This is a genomic window from Moritella sp. F3 (assembly GCF_015082335.1).
Classification (GTDB): Bacteria; Pseudomonadota; Gammaproteobacteria; order Enterobacterales; family Moritellaceae; genus Moritella.
Window position 1 is genome coordinate 132,986 of the sequence record NZ_BLRL01000010.1, and the last position, 24,381, is coordinate 157,366.

Annotated in this window: 24 protein-coding genes and 1 riboswitch; of the genes, 18 read left to right on the forward strand and 6 right to left on the reverse strand. The window is 41.8% G+C overall.

The features are described 5' to 3' along the window. Positions 1-4: 4 nt before the first annotated feature. Positions 5-904, forward strand: a complete 900-nt coding sequence (locus JFU56_RS16225; RefSeq protein ID WP_198438317.1) for a lysine exporter LysO family protein — start codon at positions 5-7, stop codon at positions 902-904. A gap of 77 nt (positions 905-981) precedes the next feature. Here the strand turns inward: JFU56_RS16225 and JFU56_RS16230 are convergent, their stop codons facing one another. Together JFU56_RS16230 and JFU56_RS16235 are read right to left on the reverse strand one after the other, a co-directional pair. Beyond that, positions 982-1,851, reverse strand: a complete 870-nt coding sequence (locus JFU56_RS16230) for a phosphoribulokinase (RefSeq protein WP_019441387.1) — start codon at positions 1,849-1,851, stop codon at positions 982-984. A gap of 86 nt (positions 1,852-1,937) precedes the next feature. Beyond that, the gene (locus JFU56_RS16235; protein WP_101064100.1) at positions 1,938-2,165 is read right to left on the reverse strand and encodes a YheU family protein; all 228 of its coding nucleotides are present in this window, start codon (positions 2,163-2,165) and stop codon (positions 1,938-1,940) included. Positions 2,166-2,376: 211 nt separating this feature from the next. Here JFU56_RS16235 and JFU56_RS16240 point away from each other — a divergent pair, with 211 nt between their 5' ends. The 7 genes from JFU56_RS16240 (at position 2,377) to JFU56_RS16270 (ending at position 7,987) form a co-directional block, all read left to right on the forward strand. Then, entirely contained in the window at positions 2,377-3,174 is a 798-nt protein-coding gene (locus tag JFU56_RS16240) for a DUF3450 domain-containing protein (protein WP_198438318.1), read from the forward strand. Next, positions 3,174-4,604, forward strand: a complete 1,431-nt coding sequence (locus JFU56_RS16245) for a MotA/TolQ/ExbB proton channel family protein (protein WP_198438319.1) — start codon at positions 3,174-3,176, stop codon at positions 4,602-4,604. The genes JFU56_RS16240 and JFU56_RS16245 overlap by 1 nt, the downstream gene beginning before the upstream one ends. Before the next feature lie 2 nt (positions 4,605-4,606). Then, complete coding sequence (locus JFU56_RS16250; protein WP_198438320.1) at positions 4,607-5,113, forward strand: MotA/TolQ/ExbB proton channel family protein; 507 nt, start codon at positions 4,607-4,609, stop codon at positions 5,111-5,113. Continuing rightward, on the forward strand, positions 5,114-5,515 hold the full coding sequence (locus JFU56_RS16255; RefSeq protein WP_198438321.1) for a biopolymer transporter ExbD: 402 nt from the start codon (positions 5,114-5,116) through the stop codon (positions 5,513-5,515). Next, a complete protein-coding gene (locus JFU56_RS16260; protein ID WP_198438322.1) occupies positions 5,487-6,191 on the forward strand; it encodes an energy transducer TonB in 705 nt (234 codons plus the stop codon). The genes JFU56_RS16255 and JFU56_RS16260 overlap by 29 nt, the downstream gene beginning before the upstream one ends. Continuing rightward, the gene (locus JFU56_RS16265) at positions 6,178-7,539 is read left to right on the forward strand and encodes a lipopolysaccharide assembly protein LapB (RefSeq protein ID WP_198438323.1); all 1,362 of its coding nucleotides are present in this window, start codon (positions 6,178-6,180) and stop codon (positions 7,537-7,539) included. Before JFU56_RS16260 ends, JFU56_RS16265 begins: the two co-directional genes overlap by 14 nt. Before the next feature lie 88 nt (positions 7,540-7,627). Further along, positions 7,628-7,987, forward strand: a complete 360-nt coding sequence (locus JFU56_RS16270) for a nuclear transport factor 2 family protein (RefSeq protein ID WP_198438324.1) — start codon at positions 7,628-7,630, stop codon at positions 7,985-7,987. An 82-nt stretch (positions 7,988-8,069) separates the two neighbouring features. Here the strand turns inward: JFU56_RS16270 and JFU56_RS16275 are convergent, their stop codons facing one another. Further along, positions 8,070-9,983, reverse strand: a complete 1,914-nt coding sequence (locus JFU56_RS16275; RefSeq protein WP_198438325.1) for an ABC transporter ATP-binding protein — start codon at positions 9,981-9,983, stop codon at positions 8,070-8,072. A 190-nt stretch (positions 9,984-10,173) separates the two neighbouring features. On the opposite strand from JFU56_RS16275, the gene JFU56_RS16280 reads away from it, so the two are divergent. The 3 genes from JFU56_RS16280 to JFU56_RS16290 all read left to right on the forward strand — a co-directional run bounded on the left by JFU56_RS16280 (position 10,174) and on the right by JFU56_RS16290 (position 11,976). Beyond that, complete coding sequence (locus JFU56_RS16280; protein ID WP_017222587.1) at positions 10,174-10,380, forward strand: YheV family putative zinc ribbon protein; 207 nt, start codon at positions 10,174-10,176, stop codon at positions 10,378-10,380. A gap of 55 nt (positions 10,381-10,435) precedes the next feature. After that, positions 10,436-11,008: a peptidylprolyl isomerase gene (gene slyD / locus JFU56_RS16285; RefSeq protein ID WP_198438326.1), complete on the forward strand. Its 573-nt coding sequence runs from the start codon at positions 10,436-10,438 to the stop codon at positions 11,006-11,008. A 401-nt stretch (positions 11,009-11,409) separates the two neighbouring features. Next, positions 11,410-11,976 (forward strand): VC2662 family protein, encoded by a 567-nt coding sequence (locus tag JFU56_RS16290; RefSeq protein WP_198438327.1) that lies wholly within the window; start codon positions 11,410-11,412, stop codon positions 11,974-11,976. A 105-nt stretch (positions 11,977-12,081) separates the two neighbouring features. Here JFU56_RS16290 and JFU56_RS16295 read toward each other — a convergent pair whose 3' ends face one another. Continuing rightward, a complete protein-coding gene (locus JFU56_RS16295; RefSeq protein ID WP_101064090.1) occupies positions 12,082-12,303 on the reverse strand; it encodes a SlyX family protein in 222 nt (73 codons plus the stop codon). Between the two features lie 274 nt (positions 12,304-12,577). Between JFU56_RS16295 and fkpA the strand changes: the two genes are divergently transcribed. Continuing rightward, complete coding sequence (gene fkpA / locus JFU56_RS16300; RefSeq protein ID WP_019441399.1) at positions 12,578-13,321, forward strand: FKBP-type peptidyl-prolyl cis-trans isomerase; 744 nt, start codon at positions 12,578-12,580, stop codon at positions 13,319-13,321. A gap of 180 nt (positions 13,322-13,501) precedes the next feature. Here fkpA and rsd read toward each other — a convergent pair whose 3' ends face one another. Then, positions 13,502-13,990 (reverse strand): sigma D regulator, encoded by a 489-nt coding sequence (gene rsd / locus JFU56_RS16305; protein WP_198438328.1) that lies wholly within the window; start codon positions 13,988-13,990, stop codon positions 13,502-13,504. A gap of 517 nt (positions 13,991-14,507) precedes the next feature. Between rsd and hemE the strand changes: the two genes are divergently transcribed. Next, the gene (gene hemE / locus JFU56_RS16310) at positions 14,508-15,572 is read left to right on the forward strand and encodes a uroporphyrinogen decarboxylase (protein ID WP_198438329.1); all 1,065 of its coding nucleotides are present in this window, start codon (positions 14,508-14,510) and stop codon (positions 15,570-15,572) included. A 154-nt stretch (positions 15,573-15,726) separates the two neighbouring features. Here the strand turns inward: hemE and bamD are convergent, their stop codons facing one another. Then, positions 15,727-16,464, reverse strand: coding sequence for an outer membrane protein assembly factor BamD (gene bamD, locus JFU56_RS16315; protein WP_198438330.1), 738 nt, complete (start codon positions 16,462-16,464; stop codon positions 15,727-15,729). 137 nt (positions 16,465-16,601) lie between these two features. Between bamD and rluD the strand changes: the two genes are divergently transcribed. The 5 genes from rluD (at position 16,602) to JFU56_RS16340 (ending at position 24,379) form a co-directional block, all read left to right on the forward strand. Continuing rightward, entirely contained in the window at positions 16,602-17,582 is a 981-nt protein-coding gene (gene rluD / locus JFU56_RS16320) for a 23S rRNA pseudouridine(1911/1915/1917) synthase RluD (protein WP_198438331.1), read from the forward strand. 6 nt (positions 17,583-17,588) lie between these two features. Continuing rightward, positions 17,589-18,344 carry a peptidoglycan editing factor PgeF gene (gene pgeF, locus JFU56_RS16325; RefSeq protein ID WP_198438348.1) on the forward strand — a complete coding sequence of 252 codons (756 nt, stop codon included), beginning with the start codon at positions 17,589-17,591 and terminating at the stop codon, positions 18,342-18,344. 166 nt (positions 18,345-18,510) lie between these two features. Continuing rightward, a complete protein-coding gene (gene clpB, locus JFU56_RS16330; protein WP_198438332.1) occupies positions 18,511-21,084 on the forward strand; it encodes an ATP-dependent chaperone ClpB in 2,574 nt (857 codons plus the stop codon). A gap of 296 nt (positions 21,085-21,380) precedes the next feature. Further along, positions 21,381-21,476, forward strand: a riboswitch (glycine riboswitch). A 125-nt stretch (positions 21,477-21,601) separates the two neighbouring features. Next, a complete protein-coding gene (locus JFU56_RS16335) occupies positions 21,602-23,149 on the forward strand; it encodes a sodium:alanine symporter family protein (RefSeq protein ID WP_242065985.1) in 1,548 nt (515 codons plus the stop codon). Positions 23,150-23,323: 174 nt separating this feature from the next. After that, positions 23,324-24,379 carry a MoxR family ATPase gene (locus JFU56_RS16340; RefSeq protein ID WP_198438333.1) on the forward strand — a complete coding sequence of 352 codons (1,056 nt, stop codon included), beginning with the start codon at positions 23,324-23,326 and terminating at the stop codon, positions 24,377-24,379. The last annotated feature ends 2 nt before the right edge of the window (positions 24,380-24,381 follow it).

Sequence of the window (24,381 nt, forward strand, 5' to 3'; positions counted from 1 at the left end):
TTAGATGTATTCTGGATTTTTGATTGTCATCGTGCCCCTCGTATTGGGCTATTTTGTTGCGCTAACGCAGCAGAAACATATTCATTGGGTTAACTCTGCCACCAGTAAAATGGTGTACGTGATCTTATTTTTTATGGGCATTAGTTTGTCGCATTTGGATAACTTTGCGCAAAATATTCAGAACATAGGTTTATACAGTTTTACTGTGTTGGCTTGTGTATCTGGTGCTAATTTATTGGCTTTGTGGGGACTAGACAAACGCTTATCGAAAACAGTGGAAGGTGATGGTGAGACACTAAGTAAATGGCACCTTATTTTAGAATCGGTACAGCTAATTTTTGTCATTGCAGCAGGTTTTATTGCCGGTTTGTTTGTGTCTGCAGAACTGATTGATATTGATGCCATCACCGAAGGTGCTTTGGTATTGTTATTGCTGTTAATTGGTTGTCAGTTGCGTAATAGTGGCATGAAATTAAGAGAAATATTACTCAATAGCTGGGGCATTAAGATCGCGTTAGTGATGATGACGAGTTCTTGGGTTGGCGGTTTATTAGCGGCATTTTTATTGGATATACCATTAAGTAATGGTTTGGCGTTAGCATCTGGTTTTGGTTGGTATTCATTATCTGGTATTTTGATCACCGATGGTTTATCGCCGGTATTTGGTGGCGCGGCATTTATTATCGATTTGGGTCGTGAGCTGGTGGCTATTTTAATTATTCCATCTCTGATCCGCTTACACCCATCAACTGCGATTGGTTATGCTGGAGCGACGGCAATGGACTTTACGCTGCCGATGATCCAAAAGTCTGGTGGTAATGGTTATGTACCTTTGGCTATTGTCAGTGGCTTTATATTAAGCCTAGCGTCACCCTTATTTATTAGTTTGTTCTTAGCGCTTTAATAACAAAAAGGGGGATGCTGTATGACTGCATCCCCCTTTTCTTCCTATTTGTTACTTTTTATATTCTACTTTCTAGATTAGCTAATCTTACCTTCGACTAATAACTGGCGGATCAGCGGGGCGCAGATAAGCTCCATCGCTAGCGCCATTTTCCCACCCGGAACAACGAGGGTATTGATACCAGAAATAAACGAACCATCAATCATGGTCAGTAAATAGGGGAAATCGACATTCTTCACGCTTTGAAAACGGATCACCACCAAACTTTCATCTAGCGTTGGGATCGTCGTCGCACTAAATGGATTAGAGGTATCTACTAACGGTACACGCTGGAAGTTAATGTGCGTGCGTGAAAACTGCGGAGTAATGAAATTAATGTAGTCATCCATCGAACGGACAATAGAATCTGTGACGGCTTCACGAGAGTGGCCACGGTCTTCAGTATCGCGGACTAACTTTTGGATCCATTCTAAGTTAACAATCGGCACCATGCCGATCAGTAGATCAACGTGTTTCGCCACGTCGTTATCTTTGGTTGCTACACCGCCGTGTAGACCTTCATAGAATAAGATATCAGTACCAGCATCAATTTCTTGCCACGGGGTAAATGTACCTGGCATTAAATTATACGGCACGGCTTCATCAAAGGTATGCAGGTAGCGACGGTATTTACCACTGCCATCACGCCCGTAGTCTTGAAAGAAGTTTTCGAGTAACTCAAAATCATTAGCTTCGGGGCCAAAATAACTAATGTGTCGGCCTTGTTCACGGGCTTTACGTATCGCAACATCCATTTCAGGACGGGTGTAGCGATGAAAACTGTCACCTTCAATAAAAGAGGCTTTGATGTTTTCTTGACGGAACATGTGAGCAAAGGCCAAGCTAGTGGTAGAAGTACCGGCGCCTGATGAACCTGTCACAGCAATAATAGGATGTTTTGCTGACATTGTATCGACCAACTAGTTGAATTAAATGAATGAGTGCTATGTTATACGAGTTAAATGGTCTTAGATCAAGTATAACATTCGCACAATTATTGTGGGTTTTTAAGAACTTCGCTCTTTGGCAAGATGTTAACGCTGTCATGTAATTCAGAGTAAACGATGACCACATCGCCTGTTTCAAGTTGCTTGGTCACCTGACAAACTTTTTCTGACATCGACATCTCGAGGGTGCCATAATCAGTACCTTCTCGTAACACGAAGTGTTCTATAAGGGTATTTAGTGTATCTTTATCTAATTGCTTATAGGGAATGATCATTATTTTCGCTCTGCAGTGTGGTTACCAGTAATTTGTACAATATTAACATATATATTCGATTTGATTGCTAAATACGATTAGCTTAAATATAATGATTCTCATTTAGGTTAGTGTTGTGTATATTCGTTAGCCCAGAATATCGTACTTGATCATCAGATTTAATTATTACGGCTAACATATTTAATTATCACGGAATAAACAGTGGAATAACATGAACTATTCAGCAATTTGGTCAATCGGGTTACTTGCAGGGGCATTAATGATGCCAGCTCAAGCAACCAGCGAGCTTGATAATATAATCAGCAGCAAGCAACAATCACAGACACAAGCACAGCGTACGCAAAATAACATTGCTGAATTAGATGAAAAAACCAGTGAAACCGTCGCTGAATATCGCGGTTTATTACGTGAAAATGCAGTGCTCACGGCTTATACCAATCAGCTTGAAAAACAAGTCGCGCAGCAGCTGAAACTATTAACCAGTTTAGAAAATAACATGGCGAGCGTACGTGAAACGCGGATGGAATTGACGCCATTAATGCAGCAGATGGTACAAGTACTTACCCTGTTTGTGCAACAAGATATTCCCTTCTTATGGCAAGAACGTCAATTACGTTTAGCCGAACTTAATCGCTTATTAGACAACCCTAATATTACGATTGCCGATAAATACCGCCGCATTTTAGAAGCTTATCAAATCGAAACCGAATACGGCGATACCATCGAAACATGGCAAGCGCAATTGCCGTTAAGTGATGCCGACAGAACCGTGCAACTTATTCGTGTTGGCCGTGTTGCTTTGTATTATCTTACGCCCGATCAGCATACTGCTGGGTATTGGGATAACAGCACTCGTACTTGGTTAACCTTACCTGAATCCTGGTTACCGAAAGTGAAACAAGCTTATGCCGTTGCAGATAATAAAACGGTACCTACCTTACTGGCGTTGCCCTTGTTAGAAGCATCACTCAATACGGATATAGAAATACCACTGCAGGGGGCACTATAATGGCTCGACTTCTCACAGCCTTAACGACTTTCTCGCTGCGTTTTAGTGCTTATGTTTTTCTTGTTTTTACTTTGCTGATGTTAGATGTTAACGCAACGCCATTAGATGAACTGTTAAAACAAGTTAAACAAAGTAATGTGGCAGAAACGCAAATAGATAACGCCGCATTAACGCGTTTCAAAGCGAACTTAACAACACAAAAAGCAAACTTAGCCGAGCAAACGCAGCGTAATCAAGCCTTACAGCAAAAAATGGCGCAGTTACAAGATGCGATTGCGAGTAACAACAAACAGATCTTAGCTAAGCGTAAACTCGCCAATAGTGAGAAATCAGATTTGGATAAAGTGTTCAGTGAGTTTCGCGGTGCTAGCCAAGATCTACGCGGGCAATTAAATAAAAGCCCATTAAGTGCGACACTATCAGGACGTTCAACGCAATTATCTCCTTATAGCGAAGCCAATTATGAACCAGATTTAGCGGCGATTAAAAATTTATGGCTACTGTTTACCGAGCAAATGGTAGCAAGCAGTAAAGTCACGACCGCTGAGATATCTGTCACAATGGCGGATGGCCGTAAAGAAACATTAGCCGTGACCCAAATTGCTGGGTTTACAGCATTTACCGCGCAAGGACCATTGCTGTATCAACCCGCGAGTGAAAGTTATCAATTATTACCGTCAAACTCGGCGGATATCAGCGCACGTATTGCTGGGTTTTCGCAAGTACAAGATGGCTTTGTTAGTACGTTAATAGATCCTTCTGCTGGAGGTTTACTGCAACGTGCGACAGAAGAGCGCGTGTGGTGGCAGATATTTTCTGATGCCGGTATTATCGGTTTCATTATTGTCGCCGTTGGCGTTATCGGTATGGTTATCGGTTTATTCCGTTTATGGGTGCTATCTGGTGAAGCCAAGAAAATTAAAGCGCAAAAGCAGAATTTAGATAAACTAACTGATAATTCATTGGGTCGTATTATTGGTGTTTCTGACCGCCACGAGAATAGCAACGCAGATGAATTAGCCCGTTTTCTTGATGAAGCCATTTTGGCTGAATTACCAGAATGTCATAAAGGCTTAGGATCGTTAGCTGTATTGGCAACGATTGCACCGTTATTAGGGCTGCTAGGCACCGTAGCGGGGATGATTGAAACTTTTCAAGCTATCACGGCTTATGGCAATAGTGACCCTCAAGTATTATCGAGTGGTATTTCACAAGCCTTGTTAACTACTAAATTTGGTTTGATTGCGGCCGTGCCATTAATGTTATTGCACAGTTTACTCACCAGTAAAAGTGACAGTATTGTCCATGTGATTGAGCATCAAAGTGCAGGTTTATTAGCGCAGCGTCAACAACGTCTTAATTTATGTGTTAATGAATCACAGACTGCACAAGTCGTAATTCATCACCAACAAACAGCTGGTAATTCATAATCATGTCGGCGTTTATTGAATTTCTTCATGATGCATCGCTGATATTTTGGGTCATTATGCTGCTGTCGGTGGTGATGTGGTGGACGATAGCCCGTTGTTATTTACAGTATGTTTTTCAATATCCAGGACTCTCTAAGCATTACCAAGCAGAGTGGAGAGAATGGCAAGGTCAATCACACTTATTAGCAGTGGCGGTGCGTGATGGTTTTATTTCCGAATTACAAAGCCAGCTTACGCGCAAACTTATATTTATTAAAACCTTAACTGGGGTATTACCGCTATTAGGGTTACTTGGTACAGTTGATGGCATGATTGATAATTTCTCGGTATTGTCTGACAGCCTTGGGGTATCTGAGCTATTTAGCAGTGGTATTGCCCAAGCGTTATTAACCACCTTAGCGGGGTTAGTAACGGGTTTATCGGGGTTGTTTTTTTGTCATAGTTTGAACAAACGAGCGAACTTGTTGACCTTGGACTTGGCGCAAAAATTAGTTGTGAAAGGGATTTAAATGAGAACTCGATTTAGTCGAAACAACAGTGACGCGCTCACTGTCGATTTAACACCTATGATTGATATGGTGTTTATTTTACTTATCTTCTTTTTAGTTACCGCATCGTTTAACAAGATGAATGCGATTGATATTAAACGCCCCGATGGCGCGACCAATGATATGCAAGGCGCGGTGAGTTTAGTCGTGTCTATTGATGCCGAAAATGGCGTGTGGGTTGAAGGCGAGCCTGTTGATATTCGTAAATTACGTAGTCGAGTGAAAACATTAAGTGGTGGCGATCATACCTCGGTGATGTTGAATGCTGATCGCAGTGTCGATACTGGTCGTTTAATTGAAGTACTAGATCAAGTCAGATTAGCTGGGGTGGACAATGTTGCAGTCGCAACAGCGAGGCAGTAGGGGCCACTGGCTACTAGCGTTTGGGCTAGCAGTCGTTGTGAATATCAGTTTAGCGGGATTAATTTATTCGTTAACGGTTGGCAGCAATAATCCCCCTGTACAAGAGCCTATTGCGATCGACTTTCGTCAATTTACTGATTCAAGTGTTGAAGAGCAGGAAATTAGCCCTGAGCTAGAAGTGATCCCCGAACCAAAACCACAGCAAGAAATGGCGACACTGCCACAAGCGGTGCAACCAAGTTTTGATGCACCTGATATTAATTTAAACAGCAGTATTACTTTGCCAGCGTTATCGGTACCGACTTTTGATGTATCGCCGCAATTGGTTGATGTGACTAGCCATATTCAACCGCAAGCTGACGTGATACCTGTTGCAGTCGCGAATGTCGAGCAAGCCGTGATTGGCGAGCCTGAAATCGGCTTTGCTAAAGTATTACGTAAAACTAACCCGCAATACCCGTATAAAGCCAAACGGCTGAAAATTGAAGGTTATGTGCTGTTACATATCTTGATTAATGATGAAGGCCGCAGTGAAGAGATCAACATCATCGAAGAAAGCCCCCGTGGTTATTTCGGTAAAGTGTCGCGTAAATCAGTGCGCCGCTGGCAGTTTGAAAAAGCGCCTGCAGGTACTGAAGTATGGAAAAAATGGAGAATGGTCTTTGAACTTAATTAGAATGAAGCAGCTTAGATCGTCGCTATTTTTATCATTACAGTCATCACTTTTTTCGGGGCAGCTGCTACTATCAGCATCAATTTTAACATTGATGCTATTGTCGTTACCATCAGCACAAGCGCAAGTACCACCGTCTGTTTATAGTCGTTATGTTACCTTAACCACAGCGTTCACGAAGATGTCTACGCAGGACGATAAGCAAAATAAAGCCAAGGCTGAATCGAATAAAATTTTAACTAATGATATTGCTGAATTTTATCAGCAGCAACTTGAGCATTCGGCTGAACGCCAATTGCTGGCCAGTAATTTACACCTACAAGTGTTGTTGAGTAAGGGAAGTTATACGGAGAGCTATCAGGTCGTCTCTCGACTGCTCAGTTTACCGTTAGAACTTGAACAGCAACTAACATTCCAACAGTTAGCAGCGCAGCTAGCTGCAAGCGCGAATAAAACCCCCAATACAAAATCGTGGGCACTCGTCACTCAACATCTTAATGCGTGGTTTTCGCTGGTGGACAAGCTTGATGATAAACAACGTGAAATTTACAAGATCACCAAGGATCAACAAGCCAGTAATGCTGCGCTATTAGCGCAAGGGTATTATTTACAAGACAAGCTAACCGCTGCTTTAGCGCCGTCAAAACGTGCTTATAAGCTAGCGCCGAAAAAAGAATCTTACCTGCAATTACTCCTGGCATTATTGCAGCGTCTAGAACACACAAAACAGCTCAATAAAAACCTGCAAATAGCCGTAGTCGATTTTCCTCAATCAAAAGACTATTGGGAACGTTTGGCGTATAGCTACCTTAGTCTAGAGCAGAATAAAGCGGCGTTATCGACATTGGCGATCACCCGTAATCAAGGCCTGCTTACCGCACAAGGTTATCGGGTATTAGCCTCGCTATATCTCCAGCAGCAACAACCGAGATTAGCGGCTGATGTGTATATTGAAGGCGCGGATAAAAAATTATTACCGCTCGATTTAGCTTATTTTAAAGGTTTGAGTGATGCGTGGTTAATGGCGCGTGAACGCAGCAAAGCGCTGGATGTGTTAGCCCAAGCTAAACGCGCTGGCATTAAATTAGCTAAGCACGATCAACAGCAAGCGCAGTTATTGTATTTAGAAGCTCGCTGGTCCGAAGCTGAATCAGCATATGTTGATTTGCTGCAAGATGTGGATATTAAAACTACGGATGAAAAGACGCTATTAACAACCGATAAATGGCGTTTTTTATTAGCAGTTAGTCAAATTGAACAAGGTAAGAAAGTCCAAGCGAAAGATAATTTACTGCTACTGCAGACTAAGCAATATCAAGGTTACAGTGAAGGGTGGTTAGAGCAGCTTTAGATCACACTTTTATCCCATTATGGCTAGTGCCGAGTAACAAAACGCCCTCTATAGTTAAATGATATAAAACCTTTAGAAGGTCGTCATAATGAATTTATCGAACATAGTACAGCGTGGTTGGGAGTTTGTAGGTAAAGGTGACTTTGATGCTTTAATTCTTGATTACACAGATGATATGACATTTGTGATGCCTGGGCAGGAAGATATTCTCAGAGGACGACGGACATTTCGTAAGGCGCTAAATAATCTAGGCGGTTTGTTGCCACCGGGTTTTGAAATCACTGAATTGCGTCAGATTGAAACGGGTAATGAAGTTGTCTCAATTGTGGAGTGGAAATCCGATAAAGTTGCAGCGTCACAATTATCTGTTTTGTTCCAATTTGAAGGTGACAAAATTTATGAGGAACGCTGGTTTGTTGATACCGAACAATGGAAAAATTTGTTTTGATAAAGTTTGTTTGGGTAAATAAAAATAGAGGCTGATACAAACTCAGCCCCTATTTAGGATATAGTTACGGTTACAGGATCGTTTAAGCTTGTTCGCTTGCTTCGATCATCTCTTCAAGCTCTTCGTTTAATTCCATCCATGTGGTTTCAGCTTCTTCAATCGCCACAACAAACTTCGCTTGCTCGCTTAATGCGGTTTTCAGCTTGGCTTTATTTTGATCTTCGTAGATACTGGTTTCACTAAGCTGGGCTTCAACGGCAGTTAACTTGTCACCTAAAGTTTCAAGTTGCTTGTCGAGCTTTTCAATGTTTTTACGCACTGGCTGAGTCTGCTTGCGTAATTCCGCCGCTTTACGCTTTTGATCTTTCTTACCTTGTGCACTGTTGGCGCTGGTATTAACCACTTGCGTTGCTTGCTTCTCAACTTTTTGCTGTTCTGCTAACCAGGTATGGTAATCATCCAAGTCACCGTCAAACGGTAATACCTTCTTATCGTGTACCAAGTACAGCTCATCGGTCGTAGAGCGTAATAAGTGACGATCATGCGATACTACAATCATAGCGCCTTCAAAGCCTTGTAGGGCTACTGACAGCGCGTGACGCATTTCTAAATCCAAGTGGTTGGTTGGCTCATCGAGTAGTAACAGGTTCGGTTTTTGCCATACGATAAGGGCCAATACCAAACGTGCTTTTTCACCACCTGAAAATGGACGTACGATATCTAATGCTTTTTCACCGATGAAACCAAAACCACCTAAGTATTTACGCAGTTCTAATTCTGTTTTATCGGGTGCTAGACGAACCATGTGCTGTAATGGCGTATCGTCTAAGCGTAAAAATTCTAATTGGTGCTGGGCAAAGTAACCGATTTTTGAATTCGGATTAACTTCTAACGAGCCTTTTAGTGGCGCCATCTCAGCAGACAGTAATTTAATTAATGTTGATTTACCGGCGCCGTTACGACCCAATAAACCAATACGGCTACCCGGTACTAGATTCAACTTAATGTTATCAAGAATAAGGGTATCGCCATAACCTGCGCACACGTTTTCCATTGTTAACAACGGCAGTGGCAGTGCATCAGGTTCTAAGAAACTAAAGCTAAATTGTGAATCAGCATTGGCCGCTGAAATCAGCTCCATACGCTCCATCGCTTTAATACGACTTTGTGCTTGTTTGGCTTTTGATGCTTTGTAACGGAAACGGTCGATGTAACTTTGCATGTGGGCAACTTCACGCTGTTGCTTTTCAAACATAGACTGCTGTTGTGATAGTTTCTCTGCACGTTGTTTTTCGAATGAGGTGTAGTCACCTGTGTATTCGTTTAGCTTTTGGTCTTCAACGTGAATGATCTTAGTAATAATCGCATCGAGGAAATCGCGATCATGCGAGATCAACATTAATGTACCGTCATACTGTTTTAACCATTTCTCTAACCAGATAACCGCATCCAAATCCAAGTGGTTGGTTGGTTCATCGAGGAGTAATAAGTCAGAACGGCATAACAGTGCTTGGGCTAAGTTTAAACGCATGCGCCAACCACCCGAGAAACTCTGTACTGGCAGTTGCTGTTTGTCTTCACTAAAGCCTAAGCCTGATAACAGTTCAGAACAGCGCGCGTTAATGCTGTACGCACCAATCGCATCGAGTTTACCGTGGATCTCAGCAATCTTGTTGCCGTTATCTGCTGCTTCAGCTTGAGCTAGATCCGCTTCTAATTGACGGAATTCAATATCACCATCTAACACGTAATCATGGGCGCTGCGATCGAGTGCAGGGGTTTCCTGTTTCACACTTGATACTTGCCAACCTGTTGGATAGGTTAGGCTGCCGTTATCCAAACTGATTTCGTGGCGGATAAGGGCAAATAAACTGGATTTACCACAGCCGTTCTTACCGACTAAGCCAACTTTTTGACCTGGGTTGATTTTGGCACTGGTATTTGTAATAAGTGGCTTGCCACCACGCAGAAGTTCAATATCGCTAGCTATGATCATATGAGGGCTATTAGTAACTATAATTGCGGCGATTTTAGCGGATTTACGCCCATTTTAAAATGTTAAACTTTGAAATTTGTACTAAGAATAAAGTACACTCTTAGTCAAACGATGCTAAGAGACTTAATATCAGTTTATTGAAACGGATTGTTAAGCTGCTTTAAGCTCGTGAAAAGACTAGGAGGTTGCAGTGGTTGAACGGAAGAAAAGACGCTTTGTCGCCGGCGCTAAGTGCCCGACGTGCAATGAAATAGATGTGATACAGCTATTTCAAGTGAATGGGGTAGAAACAATTGAATGTGTCAGTTGTGGCTATACTCAAGCGCAAGCAGAAGGAGAGGTGAATACCGCCACCCGCGATTTCGAACAAATGATAGGGGTCTTTAAGCAAGACTAATAATGACCTTGCTTAAAGGAAACTGTAATAGTTAATTTAGAAATAGAGAATAAATATGTTTATTGAAGCAAACTCAGTTGTAGTACTACACTTCGCCGTAACAGATGATAAAGGTGAACTTATCGATGATACGCGTGATTCATCTCCACTAGAATTCTTAATGGGTTCTGGTTACCTTGTTCCGGGTCTTGAAGCTGAGCTTGAAGGTCTTAAAGTAGGTGACGATTTTGACGTTAAAGTTGAACCTGAACAAGGCTACGGCATCTACGATCCTGAGCTAGTACAAGAAGTACCTGCAGAGCTATTCGAAGGCGTTGAAGGCGTTGAAGCTGGTATGGCATTTAGTGCTGAAACTGATGCGGGTCACCGTACCGTTATCGTAACTGCTGTTGAAGATGACATTATTGTTGTTGATGCAAATCACCCATTTGCAGGTCGTACACTGCAATTTAATGGTGAAGTTATCGGTATCCGTGAAGCGACTGAAGAAGAATTAGAACATGGTCACATCCATGGCGCTGAAGGCTGTGGTCATGACCACGGACACGACCATGATCACGAAGGTGGCTGTTGTGGTTCTGACGACGCAAAAGAAGAGAAAAAAGACGGTTGCTGCGGCGGTCACTAATCATTAGTGATGCTGAGTTATCAGTTTAATTAAATATAGAATGCCAGTCACAGTGACGGGCATTTTTTTTGGCTGTATAACCGGCTATTTTAACCCTATTTGATCATACCCAATTATATCTGAACGATTCCTAAATTATCCCAAAGTACTTTCAGAATGATATCTAAACTAGCGCAGAGCTATACCGCATTTACTACCTTCTTGCTTACTGTCTGATTAATGCTTTTGATGTTAGTTATTATCATGTATTTAGGTGTAATACTCTGTTTATGTACTATATTTGTAGACTATGTCTATGGACCATATTGAAATTAAATTGTACTTATTTGACGTGCTTTAAGCGTTTATTGATAAAGAGCTGCAATACCTTAATTCTGAATAATGTAAAAAAGGGACTTATTATGAATAAAAATATAGTTAACGTTTGTGCTGGATTGGGCTTGACGATGATGTCGTCTGCAGCAATGGCAGAGAGTGCACCAGTCATGTTTTCATCAATAAATGGTTTTAGTGCGCCAGCTTCAAATGAAGTAAAAGGTGCTCGTTTAACTGTTTTTCATGGTGCGGCAGTCAGTGTTACTGGTGTGGACTTTGCGCTGTTAGGTTTATCTGAAGCGACAGATGTTACGGGGGTTAACTGGGGGTTACTTGGTGCAAACCGCGTTCACGGTGAATTTACCGGTGCATCATTTGGCTTGCTAAACTGGCATAACGGCAATGATACCGGTGCTAATCTTGGTTTTATTAATGTGACGAATAATGTGACCGGTGCAAATATCAGTGCGGTGAACTATTCAGAGGGTTACACCATGGTTGATGTTGGTGTGGCTAACTTGTCGAGTAATTCAGTAGTGCAAGTCGGTTTATTTAATATGACATCTGACATTAAAGGTGTTCAGGTTGGGTTAATCAATTGTGCTGAAAATGGTTTTTTTCCTTGTTTCCCATTCGTAAACTTTGCACTGTAAGTTGATTTTAAATTATTGCATCCTGGTGATTAATTTGAAATAAAAATGGCGTTACTTTAGTTTAAAGCAGCGCCATTTTTTTATTTGATTCGGTCAATCGCCGGATTAATAATGCGGTGGTGGTGTTTCGTCTGCTTCACTTGCTAGACCACTTCCCACTTGCATTGTTTTGATGCGGCTAATTAAAAACGTCAGCTGTACTTTCTGATCTTCAAGTATTTTTTGTTGATCAATAATAGCGTTATTTAATTGTTCGATGGTGTCATCTTGAAAACTAAGTTTCATTTCTAAGTTTTCAACACGCTCTTCTAATTGCTGAATTTCCATGTTTTTTTCCGCGATGGATTAATTTTATGAACTAAGTTTAACATGTAATGTCGATTTATTTGAGCTGAAATACTAGCCTAGATAAGATGTAAAACTAAGTAAAGTAGAGTGATTTATCATTTTTTGCATTTATAGTTGTTAATATCTTGTATGGAAGCATCAAATAGTTATGATAACTAGTCGGTTAGGAATAAGTAACTTAGAAGTAGTTTAGGTATGTATAACTAAGAACGTAGTTGTGACATTTCACTGCATTATTTAATTAGGTATTTCGATGAAAAAATTTTTTAAAATAACGGTACTCGCTTCAGCGGTATCTCTGTTAGCAGCATGTGGTCAAGAAGCACAAGCAGATAAAGCAACAGACATTAAGGCATACAGCGAAGATCAACAAGCAGCTTATGCAATCGGATCAATCGTTGCACGTAACTTAGTTGCACCACTTAAGCGTCAAGAAGAGCTAGGTGCACCATTAGATAAAACAATCATCGTGCAAGGTATCACTGATGCGTTAAATGAAACGACACAGTTATCTGATGAAGAATTACAAGCTGTATTAAAAGCATATGACGAAAAAATGAATACGCTATCAACTGAAGCTGCACGTGTAGAAAGTGAAAAAGCACAAGCAGACGCAGTGAACTTCTTTGCTGAAAATGGCAAAAAAGAAGGCATCACAACAACGGACTCTGGTCTTCAATACGAAGTACTAACAGCGGGTACTGGTGATGTAGCTAAGCCAAGCGATACAGTAACTGTGCATTACACAGGCTCACTGTTAGATGGCAAAGTATTTGATAGTTCTGTTGAACGTGGCGAACCAGCAACGTTTGCACTTAACCGTGTAATTCCTGGTTGGACTGAAGGTGTAGCACTAATGAATGTGGGCAGTAAATATAAATTATACATCCCATCTGAATTAGGTTACGGCGCACAAGGTGCTGGCGCAGATATCCCACCAAATTCAACACTCGTATTTGAAGTTGAATTACTTGAAATTGCTGGCCAAGAAAAATAATTAGACGTATTAAAATACGATAGCTGAGCAATTCAGTTATTGTATTTCTATCGGTTGTTTTTTAGGTTACAAAGACAAAACCCATTCATATGTAAGCATGTGAATGGGTTTTTTATTGGCTGGCTATTATTTTAGTCTTTTTATTTATGTTCTATTTGTTCTTTAATTTATTCGCAGCGATTATTCAGCGTCTACGACTTCGCGATGATAGGTTGCAAGTACATATAGCAGTTGGTCTTCTAATTCAAAACGCTGTTCTAATAACTCACCAACTTTTGACATGTCATTATCTAAAGATTTAATTAAGGCGTCATCGTCTTGATTTCCATCCGCGTATTTATCATTAAATTCAACTAAGGCTTCAGTTGTTAATACGATCTTCGGTTGGATTTCCTGAGCAAGGGATAGGCTTTTAGTGCTGTTTTCGGCACATTGAGAAACGATTTGATCGTAAACTTCGAAGTGACCAGTCGATAAATAATCGATTAAAATCTGGCAGAAGGCTTGTAGTTCATCTTTACTGGGCAATGCGGCTGTTTTTTTAAACGGGGGTAAGCCTTCGAGTTTACAATAATCGACAATCAGTTCTTGTCGCTCTTCGAGCCAATGATCAATGGCGTTGTGCGTACCGCCCCAAGCTTGTTGCGCTTGTTCTAATTTGGTTAACATATGACTTACTCCATGTACCCTTAAAAAACTAAGGTGTCCTATTACTAAATTTTTTACCGTAATACGTCAATACTATTTTATCTGGTCAAACCTGATTAATTAGCGCTGCAATAACAGATATCTCTACTAAAGAGTTGTTACGGCTTAAAAACTGTTGTAAGACTAATGATAGCACATAAGTATTTGTTATGACTGATTTTTGGTTTTGTTCAGCATGCTTGTTAAATAATTGTGATTGATGTCTCTGATTAACTTAAGGTTAATTATGTAAATGAATTACCATTATTTAATGCAGTTAAATTGATTTGCTAATAACGCAGTAAGTCGCGTTGCAAATTTGTTGTTTTTTTCTTCGTTTAACCATGAACTGTTACGTCTAACCTTATATTTTGGCGGTGAATGCCCTGTTAGGATCAACTTGTTGGTAAATTAGTCATGAAAGTGGCGTCAAATATTTTGTCACTTGTTGAATAATGTTACAATCACGGCATATTAGAGCCGCAATTCAGGAAAGGATATGAGCGAGTTAAAGAATGATCGTTATTTACGTGCGTTAGCCAAAGAATCGGTAGACCAAACACCAGTATGGATGATGCGCCAAGCAGGCCGTTATTTACCAGAATATAAAGCAACGCGCGCTGAAGCGGGTGATTTTATGTCACTGTGTAAAAATGCAGAACTTGCTTGTGAAGTAACGCTACAACCATTACGCCGTTTTCCACTTGATGCGGCGATTCTGTTTTCAGACATCTTAACGATTCCTGATGCGATGGGTTTAGGTCTGTATTTCTCAGAAGGTGAAGGTCCTAAATTTGAACGCCCGATCACGTGTAAAGCAGATGTAGATAAAATTGGTCACCCAGATCCAGAAGGTGAACTGCAATATGTTATGAATGCAGTGCGTACTATCCGTAAAAACCTTGATGGTTCAGTGCCATTAATTGGTTTTTCTGGTAGTCCTTGGACGCTGGCAACTTACATGGTTGAAGGTAGCGGTACAAAAACGTTTACTAAGATTAAAAAAATGGGCTTTGCTGAACCGCAAACGTTACATTTATTATTAGATAAATTAGCTGATTCAGTGATCACTTACCTGAATGCGCAAATTGCTGCTGGTGCACAATCTGTGATGGTATTTGATACTTGGGGTGGCGTATTGTCTCCACGTGATTACAAAGATTTCTCACTGCAGTACATGCACAAAATTGTTGATGGCTTAACGCGTTTCAACGATGGCCGCAAAGTACCAGTAACCTTATTCACCAAGAACGGTGGTCAATGGATCGAACAGATCGCAGCAACAGGTTGTGACGCGATTGGTCTTGATTGGACAATTGATATCGCTGAAGCAAAAGCACGTGTTGGTGATAAAGTTGCACTTCAAGGTAACATGGACCCTTCAATGCTTTATGCATCACCTGAACGTATTCGTGAAGAAGTAAGCACGATCTTATCTGGTTTTGGCGAAGGCAATGGTCACGTGATGAATTTAGGTCACGGTATCCATTTAGATGTTGAACCTGAAAAAGCAGGTGTATTCATCGACGCTGTTGGTGAACTAAGTAAGCAATATCATAAATAAAGATCACGCGGTTTAGTCGTGCACCGCCAAAGTTAACTCTTTAGTGGTGCACTTTATGCGTGAATTAAAACAAAAACGGCGTCTATTTACATAGACGCCGTTTTTTTATATTTTAATTTTAGACTTTATTATCATCAACAAAATGCGTCAGATATTACTCAGCATTGGCCGCTAAAATCTTTTCAGCGTTCGCTTTTAGCGTTGGCTGTTCTAAAATATCGTAGGCTTTAATCATTACCTTTAACGCGCCGGTACGTGATTCTGTATCGGCAAAGTTATCGATAATGTGTTGTGAACGTTGGATCGCAGCGATATAAGCCTTACGTTTCATGTAATATTCAGCGGCTGATAATTCATAGCGCGCTAGACGACTTTTAATCGCGATCGCACGTTTTTGTGCATCAGCCACATACTCACTTTCTGGGTAGCGTTGGATTAGACGAGAGAAGTCATTAAAGGCCGCATTGGCATAACTTGGGTCTCGATCTGAACGATCTATATTAAAGATGGCATGAAATAGGTTATAATCCGCGCCCATATTGGTAAGTCCACGCATATAATAGACATAGTCTATGTCTTTATGGCTTGGATTTAAGCGAATAAAGCGATCTATATTGGCTAATGCCTGTGCTGTGTCACTATTCTTGTAGTAAGCATAGATCAAGTCTAGTTGCACTTGCACTGTGTGCGGGCCAAATGGATAACGCGTATCAAGGGCTTCAAGCGTTTCAATTGCGGATACAAAATTACCCGCTTGTAACGACTGTTGCGCTATGCTGTAAAGCTCGATGGCTGGTTTGTCTGGCACGTTAGGCTCTGATTTTGAAGAGCAGCCGGTAGCCACAACGAGTGCGAGCGATAAACTTATTGCTAATTTTATTGATTTTTTCATTAGGTTGGATTTATTCCAAATTGCTTAATGCGAAAAATAGTTATGTAGCCAATATGCTACAGCAAAATAAAAGGCTAAAATAGCCTGAATCCTGTAATTATACTGAAAATTAGGACCGAAGAGGGTCCCTGCTACCTATGAGCCAACATATAGAACTTTCTGCCGTTGTTGCAGAACACCAAGTCGGTCAACGTTTAGACCAAGTTTTAGCCGAGATGTTCCAAGATTATTCTCGTTCACGTCTGAAAGAATGGATTCTTGCAGGATTTGTTAACCTAAACGGTAAAGTTGTCGTTAAAGCACGCGAAAAAATGCAATACGGCGATAAAATTATCTTAAACGCAGAAGTGGAAGAAGAAGTTCGTTTCGAACCACAAGACCTGCCACTTGATATCGTTTATGAAGATGATGATATTCTAGTGATCAACAAGCCTGCTGGTTTTGTTGTACATCCTGGTGCTGGTAACCCAGATGGCACAGTGCTAAATGCATTGCTATTCCATTACCCTGACATCATTGACGTACCACGCGCTGGTATTGTTCACCGTCTGGATAAAGATACAACGGGTTTGATGGTTATTGCGAAAACAATTCCAGCACAAACGCATTTAGTGACAGCGCTACAAGCACGTAAAATCACACGTGAATATGAAGCGGTTGTATCTGGTACTATGACGGCGGGTGGTTTTGTTGATGAGCCAATCGGTCGTCACGCAACTAAACGTACACACATGGCAGTTCGTCCACTGGGTAAACCAGCTAAAACGCATTACCGTGTTGCCGAAAAATATCGTGCACATACGTTATTAAGATTACGTCTTGAATCAGGCCGTACTCATCAAATTCGTGTTCACATGACACACATTACACACCCAATCGTTGGTGATGCTGTGTATGCTGGTCGTCCAAAGCCACCGGGCAATGCAACTGATACGTTAGTATTAGCATTACGCGGTTTCGGTCGTCAGGCGCTACACGCACGTATGTTGAAATTAGAACACCCAGTAACGGGTGAGATGATGATGTGGCGCGCAGAACGTCCGTCTGATATGAATACACTTATTCATATCCTACGTGAAGATACTGCGTTAAACATGGTTGATGATTTCATTAGTTAATCATTGATTATGCCTCGTCTGATACAAGCCAATTGGCCAGCACCTCATAATGTGAAAGCATTAAGCACTACCCGTTTGGGTGGTGTGAGTCATCCTCCCTATGGCGGCCTTAATTTAGGGTTGCATGTACAGGATGATAGCGCGTTGGTGTGGCAAAATAGGCAGCTGTTAATGACCGCTGCTGGTTTGCCACAACAGCCATATTGGTTGAATCAAACGCACAGTACCGACGTTGTTCGTTTAGTGGGGCAATCTCACAATCCTGCACAACTTCCGGCGGCTGATGCGTCTGTGACTATGATGACGGGGCAAGTTTGTTTAGTGATGACGGCAGACTGCTTACCGCTATTAATTTGCGATAAAGCAGGGTCGCAAGTCGCGGCTATTCATGCTGGTTGGCGTGGTTTATTGGATGGCGTGATTGAAAACACCCTTGCGAAACTATCTGCAGACCCTCAAGATTTGTTAGTGTGGTTAGGCCCAGCAATTAGCCAGGTACATTTCCAAGTTGGTAGTGAGGTACGTGATGCTTTTATTACGCATGATCCGCAAGCAAGCAGCGCTTTTATTGCCGATGGTGATAAATGGTTAGCTGACCTGTATTTATTAGCACGTCAACGTTTACACGCGTTAGCTGTTAATCCTGCAGACATTTACGGTGGTGATTACTGTACTTACCGTGAAACTGATTTATTCTATTCATATCGAAGAGATAGCCAAACAGGTCGCCAGGCAAGTTTGATTTACCTTGAATCACAATAAATAATCCCCAGATAATAACTATGGCTTTTAGTGCTTTAGAGCATATCCCCAAGACAATTAAACGACTATAATTGTAGCCATTAGATAATCTCATTACATAATTATACATCGCGACTATAGCAGCCTTGCTGCATTCGCTTTTGCTCTACATCGATAGGACATCGTTATGCGCTTAGATCAACTCACTTCTAAATTCCAAATGGCTATTTCTGATGCGCAGTCACTTGCTTTGGGTAAAGATAATCAATTTATCGAACCTATTCATTTAATGACCGCGTTATTAAATCAAGATCATAGCTCTATTCGTCCCTTACTCACGGCGGCAGCGATAGATGCCAATTCATTACGTTGGCAATTAGCTGATGAATTAGAACGTTTACCGCAAGTGCAAGGCACACAAGGTGATATTCAACTATCGTCAGCATTAAATATGCTTTTAAATTTGTGTGATAAATTTTCCCAAAAACGCAAAGATAAATTTATTTCTTCCGAGATGTTTGTACTGGCAGCGGTTGAAGATAAAGGCCGTTTAGGTGAATTACTGCGTAAAGCAGGTGGCACACGAAAACAAGTTGAAGAAGCGATTGATGTGATCCGCGGTGGCGAAAAAGTGGATAATCAAGGTGCTGAAGAGCAGCGTGAAGCATTAAGCAAATACACACTCGATCTGACTGAGCGTGCCGAAGTGGGGAAATTAGATCCAGTTATTGGCCGTGATGATGAGATCCGTCGTGCGATCCAAGTATTGCAGCGTCGCACTAAAAACAATCCCGTTTTAATCGGTGAACCAGGGGTGGGTAAAACAGCCATTGCTGAAGGGTTGGCGCAACGTATTGTTAACGGAGAAGTGCCTGAAGGACTGAAAAACAAACGGGTATTATCGTTGGATATGGGCGCGTTAGTTGCTGGCGCTAAATACCGTGGCGAATTTGAAGAACGCTTGAAATCGGTGATCAAAGAGTTGGCGCAAACGGAAGGCCAGACTATCTTGTTCATTGATGAATTACATACCATGATCGGCGCGGGTAAAGGTGACGGTGCGATGGATGCAGGTAATATGCTTAAACCTGCGCTAGCCCGTGGTGAACTGCATTGCATGGGCGCGACTACTTTAGATGAGTACCGTCAATATATTGAAAAAGATGCTGCACTGGAACGTCGTTTCCAAAAAGTTCTAATTGAAGAGCCAAGCGTTGAAGATACCATCGCCATTTTACGCGGGTTAAAATCACGTTATGAATTGCATCACAATGTTGATATTACCGATCCGGCTATTGTCGCGGCGGCAACCTTGTCACACCGTTATATTTCTGACCGTCAATTACCCGATAAAGCCATTGATCTGATTGATGAAGCGGCGTCGTCTATTCGTCTACAAATGGATTCAAAACCAGAAGCGTTAGATAAGCTAGAGCGTCGTATCATTCAGCTCAAGATTGAGCAGCAAGCACTGGAAAAAGAAGATGATGCTGCCAGTATGAAACGCTTATCGACATTGGCAGATGAATTGGCTGACAAACAAGATAAATTTAATGATTTAGATGAAATATGGCGCACCGAAAAAGCAGCACTATCTGGTACCAAACACATTAAATCGGCGTTAGATAAAGCCCGCGTAGAGCTGGATATGGCGCGACGTGCTAGCGATTTAAATAAAATGTCAGAACTGCAATACGGCACGATCCCGATGTTAGAAAAACAGTTGGATCTGGCGGCGCAGGCTGAAATGCAAGATATGACCTTGTTAAAACATAAGGTCGGCGAGGCTGAAATCGCAGATATTCTATCGCGTTGGACTGGTATTCCGGTTAATCGCATGTTGGAAGGCGAAAAAGAAAAATTATTGGCGATGGAAGCTAATTTACACCAACGTGTTATCGGTCAAGAAGAAGCGATTAGTGTTATTTCTAATGCGATCCGTCGTAGTCGTGCTGGTTTAGCCGATCCAAATCGTCCGATGGGTTCGTTCTTATTCATGGGACCAACGGGTGTCGGTAAAACCGAAGTATGTAAAGCCTTGGCTGATTTTATCTTTGATTCTGACCACGCGATGATCCGCATCGATATGTCGGAGTTTATGGAGAAGCATTCAGTGGCTCGTTTAATTGGCGCCCCTCCCGGTTATGTGGGTTACGAAGAAGGGGGTTACCTTACTGAAGCGGTGCGCCGTAAACCGTACTCGGTGATCTTGTTGGATGAAGTTGAAAAAGCCCATCCAGATATTTTTAATATCTTATTGCAGGTATTGGATGACGGCCGCTTAACGGATGGTCAGGGGCGTACAGTTGATTTCCGTAATACCGTGATTATCATGACGTCTAATTTAGGCTCGGATATTATTCAGGAAAAATACGCGACCCACGATCAGGAAGGCATAAAAGCAGCCTTGTTAGAGTTACTTGGCCAAAGCTTCCGTCCTGAATTTATTAACCGCATTGATGACACTGTGGTATTCCATCCATTGGGGCGTAATCACATTGAAAAAATTGCCGCGATCCAATTAAAATCGTTAGAGGCGAGATTAAAACAGTTGGGTTATAGCTTATCGATTACCGCGGGTGCATTGGCTAAATTAGCTGAAGCCGGATTCGATCCTTTATTTGGGGCGCGGCCGCTGAAACGGGTATTGCAAAAACAGGTTGAAAATCGACTGGCCAATGCTATTTTGGCCGGTAGTATCGTTCCGGGTAAAGCTGTGAAAGTAACAGTTGTTGATGATGAGTTATGCGTTAGCCAATAAGCATGGCTTAATCGTGAAAATGTCATTCGATAACTGATTAACGAGTTAATTATGATGAAAGAGTCCTGAGTTTCAGGGCTTTTTTTTGTCTACAGATTAATTGTTAATCATTCACACTATATTATGTGTTTTTATTGAAGTATTCCGTGCTAATATTTATTTGTTCATAGCATTTTATGTTGTGATATATCCACACTAAGTTCGGATGAAGGTAGCAGGAGAGTGGCTTTATAGCCCGCCGAAGAAGTAAATCTTTCAGGCGCTTTATTTCGCAAGAAAAAGCATGGACTGTTACTGGACGAGCCTCTGGAGAGATCCATTAAATTGGACGCCGAAGGAGCAAAGCGACAATGTCGTTGAAACTCTCAGGTACAAAGGACAGAGGATAGGATTATTTTTTTTGCGTACTTTCACGTCTGCTTTTCGCCTCGGCTTATGCTGTGGTTTTTCTGCTCCGTATACCCATCTTGAATAATTACATCCTCCTCAGATTCACATTCTTGAGGAATGATTTTTAATGCACTATTTACAATTAACAGCACTATTCACAGAACTATTCACAGAAATATCAACATCAGCATTATTAGCACCGACACTATCTGTATCAGCATTAGCAGACACGGCCGATTTAACGCAGCAGTCTTCGTCACTGCTATCAACATTACTGCAATCTATCATTAATTTTTTATCACAACCCCTGCAAAATATGCTGCAAAGCATCGATCATTTTATTTGGGGCCCACCATTGTTATTACTCCTGGTCGGCACTGGTATTTATCTGACACTGCGTTTAGGGTTTTTACAAATCACAAAATTACCATTAGCACTAAAATATCTGTTTTCAGGGGATAAAAGCGATGGCGTCCAGAAGAGTCACAAGCAAGGTGACATCAGTAGCTTTGCGGCATTATGCACTGCGCTTTCTGCCACTATCGGTACCGGTAATATTGTCGGTGTTGCCACGGCGATTAAAATGGGTGGACCGGGGGCTTTATTTTGGATGTGGATGGCGGCCTTTTTTGGTATGGCAACCAAATATGCCGAATGTTTATTAGCGGTGAAGTACCGTGTTGTCGATGAAAAAGGTCAAATGGCGGGTGGCCCGATGTATTATCTTGAGCATGGCTTAGGTAATCATTTTTTAGCCAAAGCATTTGCCCTCTTTGGTATTGGCGTCGCTTGTTTTGGTATAGGTACTTTCCCGCAAGTGAATGCGATCACTGAAGCTGTGCAGATCTCGTTTAATGTACCAGTGTGGTTATCTGCTGCGGTACTGACAGTATTAGTGGCAATGGTGACGTTAGGTGGCATTAACTCAATTTCAGCGATTGCCCAGCGCACAGTGCCCTTTATGGCAGTATGTTATGTGTTCGCGTCATTGTTGGTGCTGTTATTTAATATCAGTGCAGTACCTGATGCGATAGCTCTCGTTATCAGCAGTGCGTTCACACCAACAGCGGCAACGGGTGGTTTCTTAGGGGCTACTGTTATGTTAGCTATTCAAAGTGGCGTAGCGCGAGGTGTGTTTTCCAATGAATCGGGTTTAGGTAGCGCGCCAATAGCGGCGGCTGCAGCAAAGACTGATTCTTGTGTCAAACAGGGCTTGATCTCAATGACGGGTACTTTCTTCGATACCATCATTATTTGTACCATGACTGGACTGACGTTAGTGCTAACAGGCGTATGGAGTGGTGATACTTCCGGCGCAGCGATGACCACATTAGCGTTCGAGCAAGGACTATCCCCGTTAATTGGTCAATATGTGATTACCTTAGGGCTAGTGTTCTTTGCTTTCACGACTATCCTCGGTTGGAATTATTATGGCGAACGTTGTGTGCAATATCTGTTTGGCCAAAAAGGCATTAAACCGTACAAGTATGGTTATATTTTATTGGTTGCTGGTGGCGCGTTCTTACATCTGGATCTGATTTGGATCTTGGCTGATATTGTGAATGGTCTAATGGCGATCCCCAACTTAATTGGTTTGATTGGTTTACGTCATGTTGTGATTGAAGAAACACGATTATTCTTTGATAAATTAACCTTGAGTGAGCAAACCGCATAACAGCTATGGCGTTTCGATTGCGTTGCTATTGAGCAGTGATAGGCCGATCTGGCTTATTGCCGCTCAATACATTATCACCGATATAAACTCACGATCAGTAGTATTACGGTGTTACCTCTGTCATTAACCTCATATCATAACTGTCTATCATTCTGCGTAGAACATGAGACTGTTATGAGCCTTTCCCAGCAAGTATTTAAACAATTATCTGATACCGTTAATCAATCTGTCGTTGGCCAAGACGATGTGGTCAAAGCCTTGCTGATTGGTTTATTAACCCGTGGTCATGTACTACTCGAAGGTTTACCTGGTACTGCTAAAACGCGTTCAATTAAAGCACTTGCTGATGCAATGAATGCTGATTTTGGACGTGTGCAATTCACGCCTGATTTATTACCATCTGATGTAACTGGCGCTGAAATTTACCGTGATGTTGAGGGCAAGCACAGCCTTACATTCCAACCTGGTCCTATTTTTAATAATTTGATCCTCGCCGATGAAATTAACCGAGCGCCAGCAAAAGTACAATCTGCATTGCTAGAAGCGATGGCTGAAAACTCAGTTACGTCGGCTGGTGAAACGCGTCAATTGCCGAATTTATTCATGGTGTTAGCGACTCAAAATCCAGTGGAACAAGAGGGGACTTATCCGTTACCTGAAGCGCAAATGGATCGCTTTATGTTGAAAGTGAATGTTGATTATCCCGATGCGAAATCTGAGCTAGCGATTATTGATTTAGTGCGCGAAGAAGAGTTAATGAGCATATCGAGTGATAATCATGTGTTTAAAGATAGCGAACCAAAGGATCAGGCTGGATCTCAGCATCAAGGTATTATCAAAAACAGTCCCTCAATCCCCGAATTGATGATTCGACCTGAACATATTATTGTCGCGCAACAAGAAGTTTCTCGGATCTATATTTCCCCCTTGATAAAAAGCTATGTTGTTAACCTGGTGATGGCAACACGGGGAGTAGGCGATTATAACCATGCTCAATTCCCGCAATGGTTAGCTGTAGGTGCAAGCCCGAGAGCCAGTATTGCCCTTGATCGTGGCGCCCGAGCACATGCGTGGCTAGCGGGACGTGATTATGTCGACCCGGATGATGTACGCGCGATGGTACATTTGGTATTAGGGCATCGTTTAGTACTAAGTTATGCGGCCATTAGCGAGCGAATCACCACCGTTAAGGTAATTGACGAGATCCTTGAACACGTGATGATAGGGTAGTG

Coding starts and splice junctions, on each gene's coding strand:
- JFU56_RS16225 (WP_198438317.1), top strand. CDS start 5: ATGTATTCTGGATTTTTGATTGTCATCGTGCCCCTCGTATTGGGCTAT.
- JFU56_RS16230 (WP_019441387.1), bottom strand. CDS start 1,851: ATGTCAGCAAAACATCCTATTATTGCTGTGACAGGTTCATCAGGCGCC.
- JFU56_RS16235 (WP_101064100.1), bottom strand. CDS start 2,165: ATGATCATTCCCTATAAGCAATTAGATAAAGATACACTAAATACCCTT.
- JFU56_RS16240 (WP_198438318.1), top strand. CDS start 2,377: ATGAACTATTCAGCAATTTGGTCAATCGGGTTACTTGCAGGGGCATTA.
- JFU56_RS16245 (WP_198438319.1), top strand. CDS start 3,174: ATGGCTCGACTTCTCACAGCCTTAACGACTTTCTCGCTGCGTTTTAGT.
- JFU56_RS16250 (WP_198438320.1), top strand. CDS start 4,607: ATGTCGGCGTTTATTGAATTTCTTCATGATGCATCGCTGATATTTTGG.
- JFU56_RS16255 (WP_198438321.1), top strand. CDS start 5,114: ATGAGAACTCGATTTAGTCGAAACAACAGTGACGCGCTCACTGTCGAT.
- JFU56_RS16260 (WP_198438322.1), top strand. CDS start 5,487: ATGTTGCAGTCGCAACAGCGAGGCAGTAGGGGCCACTGGCTACTAGCG.
- JFU56_RS16270 (WP_198438324.1), top strand. CDS start 7,628: ATGAATTTATCGAACATAGTACAGCGTGGTTGGGAGTTTGTAGGTAAA.
- JFU56_RS16275 (WP_198438325.1), bottom strand. CDS start 9,983: ATGATCATAGCTAGCGATATTGAACTTCTGCGTGGTGGCAAGCCACTT.
- slyD (WP_198438326.1), top strand. CDS start 10,436: ATGTTTATTGAAGCAAACTCAGTTGTAGTACTACACTTCGCCGTAACA.
- JFU56_RS16290 (WP_198438327.1), top strand. CDS start 11,410: ATGAATAAAAATATAGTTAACGTTTGTGCTGGATTGGGCTTGACGATG.
- JFU56_RS16295 (WP_101064090.1), bottom strand. CDS start 12,303: ATGGAAATTCAGCAATTAGAAGAGCGTGTTGAAAACTTAGAAATGAAA.
- fkpA (WP_019441399.1), top strand. CDS start 12,578: ATGAAAAAATTTTTTAAAATAACGGTACTCGCTTCAGCGGTATCTCTG.
- rsd (WP_198438328.1), bottom strand. CDS start 13,990: ATGTTAACCAAATTAGAACAAGCGCAACAAGCTTGGGGCGGTACGCAC.
- hemE (WP_198438329.1), top strand. CDS start 14,508: ATGAGCGAGTTAAAGAATGATCGTTATTTACGTGCGTTAGCCAAAGAA.
- bamD (WP_198438330.1), bottom strand. CDS start 16,464: ATGAAAAAATCAATAAAATTAGCAATAAGTTTATCGCTCGCACTCGTT.
- rluD (WP_198438331.1), top strand. CDS start 16,602: ATGAGCCAACATATAGAACTTTCTGCCGTTGTTGCAGAACACCAAGTC.
- clpB (WP_198438332.1), top strand. CDS start 18,511: ATGCGCTTAGATCAACTCACTTCTAAATTCCAAATGGCTATTTCTGAT.
- JFU56_RS16335 (WP_242065985.1), top strand. CDS start 21,602: ATGCACTATTTACAATTAACAGCACTATTCACAGAACTATTCACAGAA.
- JFU56_RS16340 (WP_198438333.1), top strand. CDS start 23,324: ATGAGCCTTTCCCAGCAAGTATTTAAACAATTATCTGATACCGTTAAT.